14 protein-coding genes are annotated in these 17,101 nt (G+C 61.6%); 7 read left to right on the top strand and 7 right to left on the bottom strand.

The window, feature by feature from the left end; all coding sequences use genetic code 11:
• Positions 1-128 precede the first annotated feature (128 nt).
• The 4 genes from AC1DX4_RS07070 (at position 129) to AC1DX4_RS07055 (ending at position 6,576) form a co-directional block, all read left to right on the top strand.
• The gene (locus AC1DX4_RS07070) at positions 129-872 is read left to right on the top strand and encodes a DsbA family protein (RefSeq protein WP_477219626.1); all 744 of its coding nucleotides are present in this window, start codon (positions 129-131) and stop codon (positions 870-872) included.
• A 57-nt stretch (positions 873-929) separates the two neighbouring features.
• Entirely contained in the window at positions 930-4,388 is a 3,459-nt protein-coding gene (gene smc, locus AC1DX4_RS07065) for a chromosome segregation protein SMC (RefSeq protein ID WP_477219625.1), read from the top strand.
• Positions 4,389-4,621: 233 nt separating this feature from the next.
• Positions 4,622-5,764: a class I SAM-dependent methyltransferase gene (locus AC1DX4_RS07060; RefSeq protein ID WP_477219624.1), complete on the top strand. Its 1,143-nt coding sequence runs from the start codon at positions 4,622-4,624 to the stop codon at positions 5,762-5,764.
• Positions 5,761-6,576: a phytanoyl-CoA dioxygenase family protein gene (locus AC1DX4_RS07055; RefSeq protein ID WP_477219623.1), complete on the top strand. Its 816-nt coding sequence runs from the start codon at positions 5,761-5,763 to the stop codon at positions 6,574-6,576. Before AC1DX4_RS07060 ends, AC1DX4_RS07055 begins: the two co-directional genes overlap by 4 nt.
• A 34-nt stretch (positions 6,577-6,610) precedes the next feature.
• Here the strand turns inward: AC1DX4_RS07055 and AC1DX4_RS07050 are convergent, their stop codons facing one another.
• Positions 6,611-8,689, bottom strand: a complete 2,079-nt coding sequence (locus tag AC1DX4_RS07050; protein WP_477219622.1) for a hypothetical protein — start codon at positions 8,687-8,689, stop codon at positions 6,611-6,613.
• A gap of 334 nt (positions 8,690-9,023) precedes the next feature.
• On the opposite strand from AC1DX4_RS07050, the gene AC1DX4_RS07045 reads away from it, so the two are divergent.
• Entirely contained in the window at positions 9,024-9,440 is a 417-nt protein-coding gene (locus AC1DX4_RS07045; protein WP_477219621.1) for a DMT family transporter, read from the top strand.
• A 56-nt stretch (positions 9,441-9,496) separates the two neighbouring features.
• Here AC1DX4_RS07045 and AC1DX4_RS07040 read toward each other — a convergent pair whose 3' ends face one another.
• The 5 genes from AC1DX4_RS07040 to AC1DX4_RS07020 all read right to left on the bottom strand — a co-directional run bounded on the left by AC1DX4_RS07040 (position 9,497) and on the right by AC1DX4_RS07020 (position 13,565).
• Positions 9,497-10,246 carry a class I SAM-dependent methyltransferase gene (locus AC1DX4_RS07040; protein ID WP_477219620.1) on the bottom strand — a complete coding sequence of 250 codons (750 nt, stop codon included), beginning with the start codon at positions 10,244-10,246 and terminating at the stop codon, positions 9,497-9,499.
• A 129-nt stretch (positions 10,247-10,375) separates the two neighbouring features.
• A complete protein-coding gene (locus tag AC1DX4_RS07035; protein ID WP_477219619.1) occupies positions 10,376-11,206 on the bottom strand; it encodes a glycoside hydrolase family protein in 831 nt (276 codons plus the stop codon).
• A gap of 120 nt (positions 11,207-11,326) precedes the next feature.
• Complete coding sequence (locus AC1DX4_RS07030; protein WP_477219618.1) at positions 11,327-12,253, bottom strand: glycoside hydrolase family protein; 927 nt, start codon at positions 12,251-12,253, stop codon at positions 11,327-11,329.
• Positions 12,250-12,915 (bottom strand): acetyltransferase, encoded by a 666-nt coding sequence (locus AC1DX4_RS07025; RefSeq protein WP_477219617.1) that lies wholly within the window; start codon positions 12,913-12,915, stop codon positions 12,250-12,252. Before AC1DX4_RS07025 ends, AC1DX4_RS07030 begins: the two co-directional genes overlap by 4 nt.
• Positions 12,912-13,565: a class I SAM-dependent methyltransferase gene (locus AC1DX4_RS07020; protein ID WP_477219616.1), complete on the bottom strand. Its 654-nt coding sequence runs from the start codon at positions 13,563-13,565 to the stop codon at positions 12,912-12,914. Before AC1DX4_RS07020 ends, AC1DX4_RS07025 begins: the two co-directional genes overlap by 4 nt.
• 68 nt (positions 13,566-13,633) lie before the next feature.
• Here AC1DX4_RS07020 and AC1DX4_RS07015 point away from each other — a divergent pair, with 68 nt between their 5' ends.
• Positions 13,634-14,659 (top strand): class I SAM-dependent methyltransferase, encoded by a 1,026-nt coding sequence (locus tag AC1DX4_RS07015; protein WP_477219615.1) that lies wholly within the window; start codon positions 13,634-13,636, stop codon positions 14,657-14,659.
• Here the strand turns inward: AC1DX4_RS07015 and AC1DX4_RS07010 are convergent.
• Complete coding sequence (locus AC1DX4_RS07010; RefSeq protein WP_477219614.1) at positions 14,627-15,631, bottom strand: glycosyltransferase family 2 protein; 1,005 nt, start codon at positions 15,629-15,631, stop codon at positions 14,627-14,629. The genes AC1DX4_RS07015 and AC1DX4_RS07010 overlap by 33 nt on opposite strands.
• Before the next feature lie 299 nt (positions 15,632-15,930).
• Here AC1DX4_RS07010 and rffA point away from each other — a divergent pair, with 299 nt between their 5' ends.
• Positions 15,931-17,061: a dTDP-4-amino-4,6-dideoxygalactose transaminase gene (gene rffA, locus AC1DX4_RS07005; RefSeq protein ID WP_477219789.1), complete on the top strand. Its 1,131-nt coding sequence runs from the start codon at positions 15,931-15,933 to the stop codon at positions 17,059-17,061.
• Positions 17,062-17,101 lie beyond the last annotated feature (40 nt).

Below are 17,101 nucleotides of genomic sequence, written 5' to 3'. Positions count from 1 at the left end.
TCTCGCATTCGTGATCGACTTAGTCAGGTTTCGCGATTGGATTGGGGATGGAGATGCCTTAATTCGCGCCAACTCTCGCCTTTTCGTGCCTTTGCATTGCAAAATTCAACCCTTGTCAGGTGATTCGTATGAACCGTCCTCCGTTCGGCAAAAGTCTGTCTCGCAGAAACGTCCTGTCGTCGCTGGCCGCCATTCCGGCGGTGGCTCTGCTCGCCGCCTGCAGCAACTCCGGCGAAGAGGCCAAGGCGGCGGATGTGAAGCCGGCGGATCCGGCCGCTCCCGCAAAGCCGGCCACGCCGGCTGCCGTTCAGGTTCCCGAGTCTCAGGGCAACGTCGACATGGCCGAATTGCTGAAGCCGGGCGCATTGCCTGACAAGCAGCTCGGCAAGGACGACGCCAAGGTCACCATTGTCGAATACGCCTCGATGACCTGTCCGCACTGCGCGCATTTCGCCGCAACCACCTTTCCGGACCTGAAGAAGAAGTATATCGACAGCGGCAAGGCGCGCTATATCCTGCGCGAATTCCCGTTCGATCCGAGCGCCGAAGCCGGTTTCATGCTGGCGCGCTGCGCCAAGGATAACTATTTCCCGATGGTGGACGTGCTGTTTGCGCAGCAGGCGAACTGGGTTGGCGTGTCCAACACCAAGGATGCGCTGCTGCAAATCTCGAAGCTCGCCGGTTTTACACAGGAGTCCTTCGAGGCCTGCTTGACGGACCAGAAACTTCTGGACGATGTGAGATCGGTCCAGAAGCGCGGCGCCAATGAATTCAAGGTCGACTCGACACCGACCTTCTTCATCAACGGTAAGACCTACAAAGGGGCGATGTCGATTGAGGAAATGTCGGCCATCATCGACCCTCTGCTCTGACATCAGGTCAGCGCTGAAGCGGCAGCGTTTCGGCGCTCGCCTTTATGGGGCGCGTGAATGAAATTTTCACGCCTCCGCCTCCTCGGTTTCAAGTCTTTCGTCGAGCCCGGCGAGTTCGTCATCGAACGCGGCCTGACGGGTATTGTCGGGCCGAACGGCTGCGGCAAGTCCAACCTTGTCGAGGCGCTGCGCTGGGTGATGGGCGAAAGCTCCTACAAGAACATGCGTGCGTCCGGCATGGACGACGTGATCTTTTCGGGTTCGGGAACGCGCCCGGCAAGAAACACCGCCGAAGTCACGCTCTTCCTCGACAACAGCGACCGCTCGGCGCCATCAGCCTTCAACGATGCCGACGAATTGCAGGTCTCGCGCCGCATCGAGCGCGAGGCCGGCTCGCTCTACCGCATCAACGGCAAGGAAGCGCGCGCCAAGGATGTGCAGCTTCTGTTTGCCGATCAGTCGACCGGCGCGCGCTCGCCCTCGATGGTCGGGCAGGGCCGTATCGGCGAGCTGATCCAGGCCAAACCGCAGGCGCGCCGGGCCCTGCTCGAAGAGGCCGCCGGTATTTCCGGCCTGCACACCCGCCGCCACGAGGCGGAACTGCGGCTGAAGGCGGCAGAACAGAACCTCGAACGCCTGGACGACGTCGTCGGCGAACTGGAAAGCCAGATCGAAAGCCTCAAGCGCCAGGCGCGCCAGGCTTCCCGCTTCAAGAACCTGTCGGCCGATATCCGCAAGGCCGAAGCGACATTGCTGCATCTGCGCTGGACGCTGGCCAAGACGCAGGAAGGCGAGGCGCGCTCGGCGTTGGCGGTTGCCACGGCACTTGTCGGCGACCGCGCCGCCGCGCAGATGGCCGCCGCCAGGGAGCAAGGCATCGGCGCTCACCGCATGCCGGACCTGCGCGACGCCGAGGCCGCGGCCGCGGCTGCCTTCCAGCGCCTGTCGATCGCCAAGTCGCAGATCGAGGAAGAGGCTGGCCGCATCCGCAATCGCCAGGCCGAAATCGAGCGACGATTGCAGCAGCTCGACGGCGACATCGCCCGCGAGGAGCGGATGGTGCGCGATAATGCCGATGTTCTCGAACGCCTGCGCACCGAAGAATCCACACTCAATTCCGAAAATGCCGGCGCCGCCGAGCGCGAAGCAACCACCCGCGCGGCCTTCGAACAGGCCGCATCGACGCTTGCACAGAGCGAAGCCAAGCTCGCTGCGCTGACCGCCGAGCGCGCCGAGGCCGCCGCCTCGCGCCATCAGATCGAACGGACTTTGCGCGAAACCGCCGAGCGCCGCGACCGCTTCACCCGCCAGCTCGCCGAGGTCGACCGCGAACTGTCTGATATTCTCTCCAAGGTCGCCGGCCTGCCGGATCCGGCCGAAAAGCGCGTTCTGGTCGAGCAGGCGGTGGAGATTCTCGAGGAATCCGAGGCCGCTGTGGCGCAGGCCGAGCAGTCGGTCATCGATGCCCGTGCCGCCGAAAGCACTGCCCGTCCGCCGCTTCAGGATGCCCGGGCCGAACTGGCGCGGATTGAGACCGAAGCACGCACGCTGGCCAAGATCCTCAACGCCGCCAGCGGCGATCTCTTCCCTTCGGTGCTCGAACAGATCAGCGTCGAGCGCGGCTTCGAGACGGCGCTGGGCGCGGCCCTTGGCGAAGACCTCGACGTGCCGCTTGATCGCAGCGCGCCGGCGCATTGGGGTGAAAGCGAAATCCAGCCCGGCGACGCCGCGCTGCCGGAAGGCATCAAGAGCCTTGCCAGCGTGGTGCGTGCCCCAGCGCAACTTGCCCGCCGCCTGGCGCAGATCGGCATCGTCGACGCTGGGGATGGCCGCCGGTTGCAAGGGCTTCTCGCTCTCGGCCAGCGTCTGGTCAGCCGCGAGGGCGCGCTCTGGCGCTGGGACGGTCTTACCGCCAGCGCCGATGCGCCGACGGCCGCGGCACAAAGGCTGGCGCAGAAGAACCGGCTTGCCGAACTCGATGCCGAGGCGGTGCAGGCGACGCTTGTGCTGCGCCAGGCCGAGGAAGCGCTGGCACAGGCTGAGCAGGCGCTTCGCCAGGCGAGCGAGTCCGAACGCAACACGCGCCAGGCCGGACGCGATGCCCAGCATCGGCTGGATGCTGCCCGCAATGCGCTGGCCGAAGCCGAAAAAGCCGGAGGCGAACTGTCGAGCCGGCGCGCGGCACTCGACGAGGCACGCGCGCGCATCGTCGACAGCCACGAGGAGACCTCGGCGGCTTTCGTCGAGGCCGAGATGCTGCTGCAGGACGCGCCCGATCTTGGCGACCTGCAATTGCAGCTCGAACAGTCCTCGGCCAATGTCTCCCGCGACCGCGCCACGCTGGCCGACGCGCGTGCCGTGCATGAGGGGCTGCGGCGCGAAGCCGAGGCACGCGTACGCCGGCTCGATGCCATTGGCGCCGAGCGCAGCAACTGGCTGGTGCGTGCCGAAAACGCCTCGACGCAGATTGCATCGCTCGGCGAGCGCAAGGCCGAGGCAGAAGCCGAGCGCGAGCGGCTGGCCGATGCGCCCGACGAGATCGACGCCAAGCGCCGTGCGCTGCTGTCGCAGCTCACCGAGGCCGAGACCTTGCGCAAGGCGGCTGCCGACCGTCTGCAGGAAGCGGAGAACAGGCAATCCGAACTGGACAAGGCGGCCACCGGCGCCATCCAGTCGCTCGCCGAGGCGCGCGAGACCCGCGTGCGCGCCGAGGAGCGGCTGACGGCGGCCGACGAGCGCCGGCTCGAAGTCGAGGCGCGTATCCAGGAAACGCTGAACACGCCGCCGCATTTGGTCATCCGCCATACGGGCCTGGAAGCCGACGATCCGATGCCCGACATGCCCGAGACCGAACGCCAGCTCGATCGGCTGAAGATCGAGCGCGAGCGGCTCGGCGCAGTCAATCTGCGTGCCGAGGAAGAGCAAAAAGAGCTGTCCGACCGGCTGGAGGCGATCGTCACCGAACGCGAGGACATCATCGAGGCGATCCGCAAACTGCGGCAAGCGATCCAGAGCCTCAATCGCGAGGGCCGCGAAAGGCTTCTCGCTGCCTTCGATGTCGTCAACAGCCATTTCCAGCGGCTGTTCTCACACCTGTTCGGCGGCGGCACGGCGGAGTTGCAGCTGATCGAATCCGAGGATCCGCTCGAGGCAGGGCTTGAAATCCTGGCCCGCCCGCCCGGCAAGAAGCCGCAGACCATGACGCTGCTGTCGGGTGGCGAGCAGGCGCTGACGGCGATGTCGCTGATCTTCGCCGTCTTCCTGACCAATCCGGCGCCGATCTGCGTGCTCGACGAAGTCGACGCGCCGCTCGACGATCACAATGTCGAACGCTTCTGCAATCTCATGGACGAGATGGCCAAGACCACCGAAACGCGCTTCGTCATCATCACCCACAATCCCATCACCATGGCGCGCATGGACCGGCTATTCGGCGTGACCATGGCCGAGCAGGGCGTCAGCCAGCTGGTGTCGGTCGATCTGCAGGCCGCCGAAGCGATGCGCGAGGCGAGCTGACGGCGCTCGGGCCAACGCGTCCGGATTTGCTTGAAGGATCAGGCGATTGGCCATCGGCTGCGCAGGACTCAGTTTGCGCTCGGGCCAACCGTTTCTGTGTGGACCCCATTTGCCTCGGAACTCGATGGTGCCTTGGGTATTTACGCAAGATGGTCGTTTGCCGGGCATAGAGGCGATGGAGGGCGAACAGGTTGATTGAATCCGTTTGTCCTGCTTGCGGGGCCGGCGCGCCAATGAGGCTGGCGCTGCCCCATCCATCCCTTTCGATGACGAGCGATGGCGCAATTCTCAGCCGCCCCCTGCAGAAGGCCTCATGTCTGAGGTGCGGACATGGTTTTCATCTCACCCCACTGAAGCGCGAAGACCGGGATGCTGTGTACAGCGACGGATACGATCTCGGCCTGGCTGATCCGGCCGCCGATGCCGCTCGTGCCGAAGGATTTGCCGCTTGCATAGACGAATCCGCGGTCACGCTTCTCGGACGCACTCTTCGCCCTCGCAGCGTCGTCGAGTTTGGGGCGGGGACCGGTGCCCTGCTCGAAGAGCTTGCGCGGCGATGGCAATTGAGGGAGGCGCTGGGCTTCGAAGCGGCATCTCAACTGGTCGCTGCTGCTCGGCAGCGGAATCAAGTACGGGCGACGATCCGGCAAGGCTATGCCGAGGAAGCCCTTGGTGAGATTGCCGGGCGGTACGACCTCTGCCTCTCGGTGAACGTCCTTGAGCACGCCCTCAGCCCGGAAGTCTTCCTCTCCGTGTCCAGGCGGGCCCTCGCCGATGAAGGCACCGTGGTGGTGATCTGCCCGGACGGTGATGTTGCCGACACGGAGCTGTTGTTCCTCGATCATGTGTCGAGTTTCTCTCAACTGTCCCTGCGGATGGTCGCGGCGGCAGCGGGATTGCACGTCATTGGAAGCGTCGAACTGCGTGGACAGCAAAAGGGCTTTCGATTGACCCTTCTGAATCCCGATCCGACCGCGCTGGAGGATCCCATGGACCTCCAATACCTGTCGCTGGCGCAGGCGCGATCGGATTTCCTGAAGGGCTGGTCGGAAATTGATGATGGCGCGTCAGAATGGCTGGACGACAAGCCCTACGCGATGTTTGGAGCCGGGGAATTCCGGAATCTGCTGCGCGCCTATGCCCCCCGGCTCGTCAAAGGAGCCGAAGCATTCCTGACGGACGAGCCGCTCGCGACCACTCTCGACGACCGGCCGTGGGCGAGAGCCAAGGAATATGCTTCCGCGCATCCCCAGACTATCATAGTGGCCGCCGTGAATTCGCGAAGCTGGCCGGCGCTGGCCGGAAAGTTTCGGGGCAGCGGCATGCAGATCGTCCATCCCTACCTCTTCTCCAGCCGTCTCAAGGAGCAGCTGTGACCGAGATCGATCGCTACGGTGTCAAGGAAACCGCAGTCGTTCGCGACGAGATCGATGTCCTGATCGAAGATCTCCGGCTCACCGGCTATACGACGCTCGACGCAGGGCTGACCGGCGAGCAACTGGACGCGTTGTCCCGTGACTTCGACGCTGCTGAAGTGGAATACGCTGAACAAGCCGCGACTGCGGGCTACGACCTTTCGACGATCGGCGAGCGCGACACGATCCGCGTTCTCCCCAAATACGCTCCGGCGTTCATGGCCATCGCCTTCAATGAGCGGCTGGCGCAGTTGCTCTCAAGGATGCTCGGTGGCTACTACATCCTCAATCAGGTCAATGGGCTGATCAATCGCGCCAACAGCAGCCAATACGGACAGGCGGCCTTCCATCGCGACATTCCCTACCAGCACTTCGTCAGTTCACGGCCGCTTGCCATAAATGCGCTGTTCGCGCTTGACGATTTCACGGCCGAAAATGGAGCCACCCGGGTCATCCCCGCCAGCCATCATCGCGAGGCTTTTCCCTCGGACGAGACGGTGCGGCGGAGGCAGACCCAGATAACCGTGCCGCGGGGGACATTCATCATTCTGGATTGCATGCTCTACCACGGCGGATCGACCAACCACACGGACCGGAACCGGCGCGGCGTAAACCACGTTTTCACCATCCCGATGCTGCGGCAACAGCTTCATCTTCCGTCGGTCCTGTCCGATTTCCCGGGATTAAGCGCGGATCAGAAGAAGATTCTCGGATTTGGTCTGGACGAGTATCGCTCGGTGGACGCGTGGTTCGGCGCGCGGGCAAAGAAGTAGATGCCGCGAAAGCGGCACGCCCTTGCTTCCGATGCTACGGAACTGCCCGCTCGATGGTGACCGATTTGAACGCCGCCGTGCCGGTTCCCAGGGTCCAGACCCGAAACTCCATAACCGATGTGTGGTCGAGCGAGAAGAGCAGCTGTTGGGGGCCGTGACTTTCCGTCAAATCCTTCTGAGCTATAACTATTCCGCCCGGTGATGCAGCTGCGTCAATGCGCAGCGCGGCAGTCGGACTGCTGTTGGCTTCGACGTCAAAGATAAGGCGATACGTTCCCGGGGCGACGCTCACATAGGGACCATAGTACAGCGCGCCGTTCGCTTCCGGCGGCGCCACCAGCGCCTTCCCGTCGCCGCGCTCTTGCAGGGAGCCCACTTGTGTAAGCGCCTGGGCGTCCGCATGAAATGTTACCGGCTGTGTGAACCGAACATCCCAGCCCGGCAGCTTCGCAGCTATGTTTTCCGCGAATACAAAGATGCCAAGATTGCCGAATTGAAGTTTCCGCGAAACGGGTAAGCCGAGTGCCGCCAGCCGCTTCCAGTCGATCTTGTTTGCTTCCTCCTGTGTCAGCAGAAGAAACGTCTCGCCCTTCCACGTATCGGCATTGTACCAACGGTCAGCAGACAGGAAGCGCATGGGCTTCGGCAGGGCGCTGTCCAGGGCAATCTGCCGAACCAGGACATGTTCGTCGGACAACACGCTGAGCGTGCCGGCGTTCCAATAGGTGGCGTAGCCATAGGCCAGCCCATTGTCTTGGAGGTAGCGCGCCAGGTCCGACAGATCGACGGCACGTGTTTTCTGCTGCTCCGGGTTCAGACGCGACCACGCATCCGACCTGACAAACGTCGGATAGGCACTTGTCAGCAATCCGGCAAGGACGACCGCTACGCTGAGGAACTCGATGGGTCTCTGTCGCATGTCGAGAGGCGTGGCCAACGCAACGATGGCCATCGTGACCAGTGACGGTACCAGGTAGCGGGAACTGCCGATCGGATCGGCAAGGTTGGGGATGGTCGTTGCCACTTGCAGAAGGCAAACCGACAGAAGCGCCAACGATCCATAGATGGCGAGCGGCCTGACCTCGTCGTCCGGCCTTGCCGATGCTGCCACCGACCGCACGATCAAGGACACCAACAGGACTGCCACAATCAATCGCAGCGCGCCGTAGAGGCCGACCACGGTCAGAAGCCCGCTGCCTCCGGGCGGAGACCCGCCGAAAACTGCCAGGACCTCCTTGCCCAGGACCACGAGGTTGCTGACGATCGTCTCGTATGGCAGCCATTGGACGGAGGACGCGTCGCGCGCGGCGTTGTTTACATGCGCAAAGGTCACTCCATAGAGGATGGTGCCGCCACCTATCGCTGCGCCGATCGAAGCGGCCGCGCCCACCAAGGAAGCTCTTCCAACACCTGCGGGATGCAGCCTGTGTGTCGACCACAGCGCGGCGGCGATGAGCGGCATCCCTATGGTAACGATTGCGCGCTGAGGATTGCCCCAGAACTCGGCCGTAATCAGCGCACAGAGCGAAACGCTCCACATGACGACGTTCTTCGTCGACGTCTCTCTCATCAGCCTGACGAGGCAGTATATCGAATACAGCGACATGTAGAGGATCGTGCCGTATGACGCCTGTCCGTAGAGATTTTCAGCCAGAACTCCGGATATTCCCGCCGCTACCGATGCGGTTATCAGCGTCCGCCGTGTCTTGCCGATCGGCGCCAGGCCGGCAGCCAGCCAGACGCTGTGCAGCACGAGTATGGATGTGACGAGGCCCGAGATCGCATGAACTGTAAAGCCGGCAGGAAGAAAAGCCAGGGCCGGTATGATAAAGAGATGGCCGAATACAACGACAATGTCATTGTTTCCATAATACCAATCCGGCGGGAAGAAATTCCGACTTTGGACGATTTCTCGCGCCAGCAGCACCTTCATTGCGCTGTCGGAGTGAAACAGGGTTTTGTATTTCACGAAAACATAAAATACGAGGAAGCAGAAATTGATCGCCAGAATTAATACAGCCGCAGGAAACCAATAGGACCTGGCTTTGAACAATCCCTCTGCTGGCAAATTCTGCTCAGCCGGGATTGTCCGGGACTGCTCCTGGATTGCCATGGTTCGGTTGGGCTCCCCCTAGAGCAGTTCACCGTTTCACGGAAACGGCGAGCCACTCCAACTTTTTGTTTTGACGCAATTCCTATGGGAAAACCGTTACACACTTTTCCTGGAATTGCTCTATGCCGTGCACGCAGCCCGAAACCTGGGCCGGGCACGACAACTGGCCTAGATGGACCGTTTGGCTTCGCCTTTGTCAACCTGAACCGGCCAATCGAAGCCGGCATCAACGGTTCCTGGTCGACGGGGAGGCTTGCCGGGAGGGTACGCCGCGCCTGCAGCCGCCAGCTCAGCCCAAAATGGACAGCTGGCATGCTACAGTCCAAAGGCTAAGGTGCCGGCCGATTCGAGCAGATGGAGAAGCAAACTGGATAACCGTGCCACCGGCATTGCCCTTATTGTTGCGGCTGTGCTTCTGCTCACCACAGCCCAGATCATCATCAAGTCTCGCCTGACCGAACATGGGACGGTGCCGTTCAGCTTTGAGCAGGGCTGGCCCTATTTGCTTGGTTTGCTCGCCGACTGGAAGGTTTGGATAGGCGGCCTTGGCCTCGTCATCTCGAGCGCTCTTTGGTACGCCGCGATCTCAAGAATTCCGCTATCGGTAGCCTTCCCGTTTGCGGCGCTGGCTTATCCCCTGGTCTTTGCCAGTTCGGTTCTGTTCCTGCACGAGCGATTTAGCTGGCAGTCCCTTGCGGGTAACGGCTTGATTGTCCTCGGTGTAGTGCTGGCGGCGGCCCGATTGCCGTAGGGCAAGGCTGCTGTTGTCGGTAAGGTGCCGGCTGCTTTCCCGACGAGCACCAACGGTCATGGACGCTTTGCCACCACCAATCTGGATCCGCCGACAGGAAGGGTGAGGCCTGTCGCCAGGATCAGGCCCTCGATCCCCATCACGGATCGCAAGGAAGCATTCACGGCCGGCCCGAGACGCAATTCCCTGCCGGCGTCGGGTTCGAGGCTCTTGCGCCGCCGCGACAGGAACATCAGCGGCAATAGAAGCGACACGAAGGACGTGCTGTAGACGATCTCCAGCCCCACGCCTTCGATCTTTTCGTGCAGTTCCCGCTTTTCATAGCGACGGAAATGAAACGACTGTTTGTCGATGTCGCTCCAAAGCCATTTGTGCTGCGGCACGGAAATGATGACACCCCCGCCGGGTTTTACCGCGCGTTTCAGGTTCTCCAACGCATCGACATCCTCCTCGATGTGCTCGATCACGTCGAACGCCCCCACGACGTCGAATTCCGCAGCATAGGGCAATCGTCTTGCGTCCATCTGCGCAAAACTTGCCGACGGCACGCGGGCAGCGGCAAAGGGTAAGCCGGCAATGAAGATTTCGGTCCCGGCGAGCCGGACATCGGGAAAGGCGCGGGCGATGCCGCTCAGCACAAACCCAGTGCCGCAGCCGATCTCGAGGAATGACTGCAACTGCGGAAAGAAACGCCGCAGGGTGCGAACGATGATGGCATTGCGGGACTCGAACCAGAAATTCCCGGCCTCGCGCCGAGCGAGTTCGGCAAAGAAACTCTCGTGGAACCCGCCGCCTTCGTTTGCCATTTCGGGTGCCCAGGCAGGGAAGCCGTTCAGGCTGGCCGGAGCGAAGCCGCAGGCCGGACAGACAGCGCCCGGGGATGCATGGTGTAGACTGCAGCACGGACAAATAATCATATGTCCGCTCAAGCCCCGCTAGACGAGCACGGCCAAGCCGAAGCCTGTATTCCCGTAGCCATTGCCGTTGTAGAGCATGTAGCGGTGCCCCCCATGATCGAACACAAAGGGATATTCGATCATCTCACAATCCCAGCCTGACTCCGAGCGCGCGATGCCCGCGTCCTGGTCCATCCGGGTCCAGTTCAGGCCATCGGCCGACTCGGCATAGCCGATGCGATAGCTGTCGCCGCGATAAGCATACCACATGCGCCACAGGTCGCCGTCTCGCTTAACCGCCGGGCGAGATATAGCGTATTCCTGGTCGTTCGCGAAATCGATGGCAACCCGTCCGTCACGGCGCCAGTGGATGCCGTCGTCGGAGCTCGCATATTTGATGTGGTAGCGATGGATTGGTCCATTCGCCGATGGGCTCCAATCGACGCAGGACGTGTACCACATATGCCAGAGGCCGGCCTCATGCAGCACGCAGCAACTGCCGACAAAATGCGGCTCTGTCATCGAACGATCAACCAGCGGACCCGTCGCGAACCGTGAAAACGAACCATCGGGCGGGGCCGTGGCGAGGCCGATGGCGTTGCGAAAGGGAACGGTGACGCCCAGATTCCAGCCGACATAGTAGAGATATCGCGTCGGACCCGCGACCGTGAGCCAACTGGCCAAGGCGCCGCTGTCGTCAAATTCGCCGAGGGCTCCTGGCACCAGGACAGGCGACCGGGCTACCTCGATGATCCGCGCCGGCGACGACAGGTCGACGATGACATAGCCGGTATGCGAGCGTTGCGATGCATCCCGAGAGCCGAAATAGATTTTGAACAGATCGCCCGAAAAATGCTCGGCGATCGGCATGGTGGCGTGCGAGCGCATCCACTCGATATCACCAGTCGGGCAGAACAGGCGGCCGAGCTTCTCCCATCGCACCGGGTCATATCCCCCTGAGCCGCGAACGCGGCACTGTCGACCGCCCCGTCATGGTTCCAGGATGGCGACGCCGACCCCATCCCTCCCATAACCATTGCCGTTGTAAAGCAGGAAGCTGGCCTCGGCGGTGTGCAACAAGCTGGCATAGCAGACCATCTCGCAATCCCATCCGCTGGCGCTGGTGTCGAGCAGTGGCACCCTGTCGCGCTCCCAATGTACCCCGTCGACGGATGTGGCGCGGTACACGCGGTAGGTTTCGCCCAAACGCCTTGCACAATAGAGCATTTCGTAGCCGGCATCGGTCCTCTGGACGACCGGTCGGGCGATGGCGTGCTCTCCCTCATGGAAGGGCAGGCAGATTTGCTCGTTGGTCGTCCAATTCATGCCGTCGCGGCTCGTCGCGTGCTTGACGGTGTAGTAGTGGATCGGGGCATTCTTCCCTTCCGGGTCGACCTCCCATCGCAGGCCGGACACATACCACATGCGGAAATTGCCGTTTTCGACGAGCACCCAGGGCGCGCCGGCAAGCAGAGGATCGTAGTGGTTCCGGCCGAGCACAGGCGCTTCGGACAGACGATCGAAATGCCGGCCTCCGTCGCGCGATTCCGCGATCCCGATGGAGAAGGTGAATGGCACCGTGCGGGTGAGCGACCAGCCGGTATAGTAGAGCAACAAGCTGCCTTCGTGATTGACGAGACAGCCGGGCATGGCGCCGGAATCATCGAATGTCCCCGGCTGGCCAATATCGAGGGATGGACGCTCCGAGCGGGCGGTCTCGGTCAGGCCGTCAGCCGTCGCGGTGACCTCGGCCCAGCCGCCTCGCGAGCGATTGCTGTCATCGCGGCTGGCAAAATGAATACGGTACTTTTCGTCGCCCAGCCTCTGGGCAAAAGGATTCTGGCAATGTGAGCGCTCCCAGGACGAGCCGCCAGGCCGGCATACCAATCCGGCGCGCTTGAAGCGTAGTCGCGTCATATCTTTCTCAGCCGAGAGCTCGGCACTTTCGACCGCTCCGTCGCGTTGCCGAGATAGACCCCGTCGGGCGCCGCATCCGCCAGGATCAACGCTCCGGCGCCGATCACACACCTCTCGCCGACACGGATATGATCGCGCAGCGTCGCGTTGACACCCAGGAAGCAGGCCTCACCGATATCGACCCCACCTGAGACCACGATATGCGAGGCAAGAAAGCAATGATCGGCAATGCGCGAGTGGTGCCCGATGTGATTGCCGCTCCACAGCGTCACATTGTTGCCGATCGATGCGAAAGGCTGAATCACGTTGTTTTCGAGAATGAAGCAGTTTTCGCCGATTTTGCCGTCGTTGAGCACTGTTGCCCTGGAGCTGATGTAGCTGGCGAAATCGTAGCCCAGCGCCTTGAGCGCCAGGTATTTTTCGCGGCGGACCTCGTTCAGTTTGCTGTAGCTGAGCGCCACGAACACACTATGGCTGTTCGGCGGATAGTCCCGGGTCAATGTCTCGAATGGCACGACAGGAAGGCCCGCCAGCTGGTCCTGGGTCAGGTATGCACTGTCCACGGTAAAGGCGGCGACGTCGTAAGAGGAATCGCGTGTAAAATAGTAGTGGGCGAGTTCAGCGATATCGCCTGCTCCGAATATGACGATGGGCCGCTTCATGACTTCCTGACCAGGATGGTGAATTCATAGAGACCATAATCGTGCAGCAATGCCACGCGCTGCGCGTATTTTTTCTTGCAGATGTCGAAAAGCTGCCTTGGATCGGCATAGAAAAGATCGGCTCTTTTCTTGTCCGGGTCCGAATAGGAGGTAAGGCAATTGAAGGCGAAGCCGCGCCGGCTGGTGGCATTGAGGACATCCAGCGTCGACTCCAGATAAGCCGCCCATTCATCGTCCGGACGTGTGAGCTTGACGTTGAAGATACCGCTGGCAAAGCCGAAATCGGCAATCTGCGCCGGGACTGATCCGACGGCAAACTGCGCTTGCGAATGATCACCAAAAAGTGTGGCTGCTGCTTCGATCATCTCTGCAGCCACGTCGCAGCCATAGTATCGTACGCCGGGAAAGCGATCGGCGAGGAACGGCAGCAAGGCACCGTAGCCACACCCCAGGTCGTTGACCGTGAAGTCGCCCGGCAGGTCGATCAACGATGCCAATTGCCTGAAGCGAAGGATCTGGCCTTCTTCCGTATTCCAATCCACACCCTTGGGGCTGGGGCCGTGCGCCTGCACTTTGTCGCCATAGTAGCGGGCGACCTCAAGCAACATTGCTCCGCTTTTGTCCGTTGCAGGGGTGCCAATAGACGTCATGGGCATAACCATCAGTGGGTTTTCGCTCACAGAATCGTGTTTCCAAGTCTAAATGGGCGGTTCCGCGAATGATACCGGAATTGAATTTTGTTTCCCCCTTGACAAGGCAGCCGCTGACAGAGGCGCCGGACGGCTCCGCTTTGCTGGGCGGGCCAGATGAGCGCTATCCCCTGATCGACGGCATTCCGCAACTGCTCATCCGCTCCGGTCAGGCGCAGGCCTCTTCCGAGAGCCAGGCCTATTACCGCGAGCGGGCAAGCGAATATGATCGCGGCATCGAGGCGCTATTTGCCACCCTGCTGGCGGACGAGGAGCAAACGCGCAGGGACATGTTTGCCCATCTCGAGCTTCGGCCGGACAGCAGAGTGCTCGAGATCGGTTGTGGGACCTGCCGCGACACCATCCATCTGCTCGATATGCCCATTGACGTATTTGCCGGCGACCTCTCACTCGAGATGCTGCTGACGGGCCAGGATCGCCTGCGCCGCGCCAAGAAGGACACTTCACGCCTGCAGTTGTTCTGCGCCGACGTGATGCACTTGCCTTTCGCCGACGGCTTCTTCGATGCGGCCTATCATTTCGGCGGCTTCAACCTATTCCCCGACCGCAAGGAAGCCCTGGCGGAAATCACCCGCGTCGTGAAGCCGAACGGCCGGGTCGTGGTCGGCGACGAAGGAATCGCGCCCTGGCTGGCGAACAGCGAGTTCGCCAGGGTCCTGGAGAACTCCAATCCCCTGTTTCGCCATCGTGCGCCGCTGGACTGCATCCCGGTCGATGCGCGACAGGTCGCCTGCCGGTGGATTCTCGGCGGCTCCTTCTATCTGATCAGCTTCGTGAAGGGCCAGGGAGAGCCGCGGCTCGATCTCGACGTCACATTCCCCGGGCGACGGGGCGGATCGCACCGGACCCGCTATTTCGGCAAACTGGAGGGCGTTTCCCCGGAATTGCGCGACCAGGTGCTGGATGCGGCTGCGGCCGAGGGGGTATCGGTGGTCGACTGGCTGGAAAGAACACTTGGCGGAGCCGTGCAGAATACCGAACGTGATGGCGTCGAAGACCAGCTAGTCGCGAACACGCTCCGACCCAAGGGATGATCGATCTTCAGCGACGGCATTGCCATCGGCCTGCCCCTCGATCCCCATCGCTGCGCCGCGATGAATATCTCGAATTATCGTGTAGGGACGGCGTTTGGTTTCGGACAATATATTGGCAATGTAGACGCTGAGAAGGCCAAGAACAAGCATCGTCATTCCACCGAAGAACCAAATCGAAATGATTATGGATGTAAATCCTGTAACGCCAATGCCATGGGCGAGATATCTTATGAGGTAAAACGCCATCGTCAACACCGATAAAATCGAAATCGTTAATCCAAAATACAATATCAGGTAAAGTATTCTAGTCGAAGTCGTCATAAGATAACGCACCGCCATTTGAATGCGGCGACTGATCGAATACGTCGTTGGGGACAGGGCGTGCTTGACGACGATCTGTGAATCCTGCCGGAAGCCGGTCAGCTGAAACAGATGGGCGATGATAAACTCATGATCCTGATGGCTGACGAGCGCGGCGACGTAAGCGCGAGTCATCAGCCGCGCGATCACCAGATTGCGCGGCAGATGGAAGTCGCTCAGCCAGTCATTGATTGTGAAGAATAGCGCGCCGGTCCATCGTTCAAAGGCGCCGCCACGGCGAGCTTCCTGCACCCCATAGACCACATCGAGCTTGTGTTCCGACATCTGCTCCGCAAAGGGCAGCAGGCACTCGGGCTCTTCCTCGAGATCGCTGTCGATGAGGAACACCCGATCGCCCTTGGCGTGGGCCAGCCCGGTCATGATCGCCTTGTGGTGACCGAAATTCCGCGACAGGTCGATGACGGTCACGTGCCGATCAACCACGCTGCGCGCCACCGCAAGGTCCAGGCTGCCATCGGGAGAGCCGTCATTGACGAGAATGATCTCGAACTCATCCCCGACCAGGCGACGCGCCGCGGCAGAGACCCGGTCGCAAAACTCGGCGATATAGGGCTCTGACTTGTAGAGCGTGCTGACGACGGAAAGCTTCATGACGGGGGAACCGGTCCATTGCCGCGCCAGGCGCTTCCGCCCAACGTCTCATTTCAGCTATCGTTGCCCCAGGAAAAGCAACACCGTCAACCTGGCTTCCTTCATTCTACGCCCTCAATGCCAAAATCGGATGTCTTCACATCCAATTTCGCAAGTTGGCTTGCTCAAGCCGGCAATTAATGGAACTGTCCTGGTTGAAGTACAGGAGGTGCTTTCTTTCGGCGACACCAGTAGCGCCGTTTGGCGGGGGGACGACAGTGTCCGATTCTTTGAACAAGCCTTTGCGGACTGCCGGGTCGCTGCCTGTTGCATTCAATCGCCTGCATTTGACCGGGCGGGAGATGCTCTACATCGCTGAGGCGCGGGTCGCCCAGCACATGTCCGGTGACGGGGCTTTCACCAAACGCTGCCATGCCTGGATCGAGGAGCATGTCGGGTGCGCAAAGGCGCTGCTCACCCATTCATGCACGGCGGCGCTGGAGATGTCGGCTCTCCTGCTGGATATTGTTCCCGGCGACGAAATCATCATGCCGTCCTACACATTCACATCGACGGCGAATGCGTTTGTGCTGCGCGGCGGCGTGCCGGTATTCGTCGACATAAGAGAGGATACCCTCAATCTCGACGAGCGCCTGATAGAGGCCGCGATAACCCCAAGGACACGGGCGATCGTGGTGGTCCACTATGCCGGAGTGGGCTGCGAGATGGACACCATCCTCGATATCGCGCACCGGCACGGGCTGAAGGTCGTCGAAGACGCTGCCCAGGGCGCGATGGCGCGCTACAAGGGGCGGCCGCTCGGCAACATCGGCGATCTTGGGACGCTGAGCTTCCATGAGACCAAGAACCTGATTTCGGGTGAGGGCGGCGCGCTGTTGATCAACGACCCAGAACTCAGCCATCGGGCCGAGATCATCCGCGAAAAAGGAACCGACCGCAGCCGGTTCTTCCGTGGTGAGGTCGACAAATACACCTGGCAGGACGTCGGCTCCTCCTATCTGCCCAGCGATTTGCTGGCGGCATTCCTGCTCGCCCAGCTCGAGGATGCGGAATCGATCACCGCCGAACGTTTACGGGTATGGAACCGCTATCACGAGCTGCTGGCGCCGCTGGAGCAGGCCGGACAGCTTCGCCGGCCAATCGTTCCGGCCGAGTGCGAGCACAATGCGCACCTCTACTACGTGCTGCTGCCCGAAGGAGTGGACAGGCGTGGCGTGCTGGCCCGCCTCCGGGAAAATGGCATCGACGCCATTTTCCACTATGTTCCGCTGCACGAAGCGCCGGCGGGCCGACGCTACTGCCGGACCCACGGCGACCTGCGCGTCACCACCGAAGCCGCCGCGCGCCTGATCAGACTGCCGCTGTGGTATGGCCTCAGTCTCGCCGCCCAGGAGGGCGTGGCCGCGGTGCTGAGCGCCGGTCACCGCTGAACAATCCGCAAGGACGTTGAGCTATTCCTGGGATTCTTGG

It is taken from the genome of Mesorhizobium sp. P3_A8, assembly GCF_056402995.1.
Note: the sequence above shows the minus strand (reverse complement) of the source record. Positions and strands in the feature narration are given on the sequence as shown.

What these genes read in the sequence shown, in the direction of transcription:
- AC1DX4_RS07070 (WP_477219626.1), top strand. Translation starts at nt 129, where the DNA reads ATGAACCGTCCTCCGTTCGGCAAAAGTCTGTCTCGCAGAAACGTCCTG.
- AC1DX4_RS07015 (WP_477219615.1), top strand. Translation starts at nt 13,634, where the DNA reads ATGATACCGGAATTGAATTTTGTTTCCCCCTTGACAAGGCAGCCGCTG.
- AC1DX4_RS07035 (WP_477219619.1), bottom strand. Translation starts at nt 11,206, where the DNA reads ATGCCGATCGCCGAGCATTTTTCGGGCGATCTGTTCAAAATCTATTTC.
- AC1DX4_RS07040 (WP_477219620.1), bottom strand. Translation starts at nt 10,246, where the DNA reads ATGGCAAACGAAGGCGGCGGGTTCCACGAGAGTTTCTTTGCCGAACTC.
- AC1DX4_RS07025 (WP_477219617.1), bottom strand. Translation starts at nt 12,915, where the DNA reads ATGAAGCGGCCCATCGTCATATTCGGAGCAGGCGATATCGCTGAACTC.
- AC1DX4_RS07020 (WP_477219616.1), bottom strand. Translation starts at nt 13,565, where the DNA reads ATGACGTCTATTGGCACCCCTGCAACGGACAAAAGCGGAGCAATGTTG.
- AC1DX4_RS07050 (WP_477219622.1), bottom strand. Translation starts at nt 8,689, where the DNA reads ATGGCAATCCAGGAGCAGTCCCGGACAATCCCGGCTGAGCAGAATTTG.
- AC1DX4_RS07030 (WP_477219618.1), bottom strand. Translation starts at nt 12,253, where the DNA reads ATGACGCGACTACGCTTCAAGCGCGCCGGATTGGTATGCCGGCCTGGC.
- AC1DX4_RS07010 (WP_477219614.1), bottom strand. Translation starts at nt 15,631, where the DNA reads ATGAAGCTTTCCGTCGTCAGCACGCTCTACAAGTCAGAGCCCTATATC.
- AC1DX4_RS07060 (WP_477219624.1), top strand. Translation starts at nt 4,622, where the DNA reads ATGAGGCTGGCGCTGCCCCATCCATCCCTTTCGATGACGAGCGATGGC.
- smc (WP_477219625.1), top strand. Translation starts at nt 930, where the DNA reads ATGAAATTTTCACGCCTCCGCCTCCTCGGTTTCAAGTCTTTCGTCGAG.